Genomic DNA, 1,485 nt, shown 5'->3' with positions numbered 1-1,485 from the left:
ATTAGTTTGAAGGGAAGGCAACTTCAAAGCACGGCGTGGTGAGTTGCAGATTGTCTTCTAGGACTCAAACCAGTATACAAAACAGTGTAAGAACCGCCATTCAAGCACAAATAAGTGGCGCGAAAAGCCCGCACGCTAACCATTGTTTTAGCCAATGTTAAAAGTGCGGCGGTTCAGTTAATGTCTTCCCTTTACTCATTTTCTATGGGAGGGAGTAGTCATGAACGTCGTTTACCCCATTTGTTGCGGCGTTGACGTACACAAAACGTTTTTCGTCGCGACACTTATCACCACCGAAGGAATTGTGCCGAAATACAAGAAACGGCGGTTCTCTACCTTCAATAACGAAATCCTTGCGTTCAAGGCTTGGCTGCTGGAGAACAACTGTCGACATGTCTGTATGGAATCTACCGGGAAATATTGGGTTCCCGTGTATAACCTTTTGGAAGATTCCATCCACGTGACGATCGCCAATCCGAAGTGGGTCAAGGCCATCAAGGGAAACAAGGATGACACCAAAGATTCCAAATGGATCGGTGACCTATTCCGAATCGGACTTGTTCCCGGCAGCTTTATCCCCAATCTTGAGACTCGCATCCTTCGAGAATATACGCGGTATCGTTTCAAGCTGGTATCCTGCAAATCCAGTGAGAAAAACCGCTATCAAAATGTGTTCACTGTTTGCAATGTCGCCCTTGATGCTGTCGTTTCCGACATGTTTGGCAAATCCGCCTCATCCATCACGGACTACATCGTTAATTCGGACACGTTTGAACCTGAACACTGTGTTTCTCTGCTACAGCGCTCGCTTAAAAAGAAAGCAGACGAGGTTGTAGCATCCATCGAAGGCTTTAAGATGACTGCTCCTCAGAAACAGCGGGCTAAGATGGTAAAGGCGCATTATGACTATCTGTGCACGCATATTCAAGACTTGAACGCCCTAATTGATACGCTTGTGGAACCACTTCAACCTGCAATTAACCTGCTTTGCACCATTCCAGGAATCAAGCGTGATTCAGCGATTATCATTCTTTCAGAAGTCGGAACCGATATGTCGCAGTTCAATTCCTCCAAACGGTTTTGTCGCTGGGCAGGTCTTACACCAGGAAACAATGAATCCGCTGGAAAGAAAAAGTCGGTGCGAATTACTCGTGCAGGTGCCTATCTCAAGCCCGCTATGGTTGAAATCGCTCATGCTGCCGTCAAGTCGACCACTTTTCCTTATTACAAGATAAAGTATGAGCGGATCAGCAAACGCCGGGGGAAGAAACGCGCCATTATTGCGATTGCCCGAATGATTCTGACCGCTATTTTCCATATGCTCTCCACCGGTGAACCCTGGAATCCAGTCGATATGAAGCAGATTGATATGCCTCCTGAACTGAGAGTAAAGGAAGTTCAATTGTCTTTGCGACGTGCTGTTAAACTGCTTGAGACTCATGGGATTGTTCCGCCGGATACGATTCAAATACCGAAGGCCGCCCC

The 1,485-nt window shown here is 46.9% G+C and carries 1 protein-coding gene; it reads left to right on the top strand.

The window, feature by feature from the left end:
* Positions 1 to 220: 220 nt before the first annotated feature.
* Positions 221 to 1,485: IS110 family RNA-guided transposase (locus H7B90_RS31935; protein WP_185139951.1), on the top strand; the 1,265-nt coding region annotated here is incomplete at its 3' end.

The organism is Cohnella xylanilytica, assembly GCF_014212175.1.
In the GTDB taxonomy this organism is placed as follows: domain Bacteria; phylum Bacillota; class Bacilli; order Paenibacillales; family Paenibacillaceae; genus Cohnella; species Cohnella xylanilytica.
This window is presented reverse-complemented; position numbering and strand designations above follow the sequence as displayed.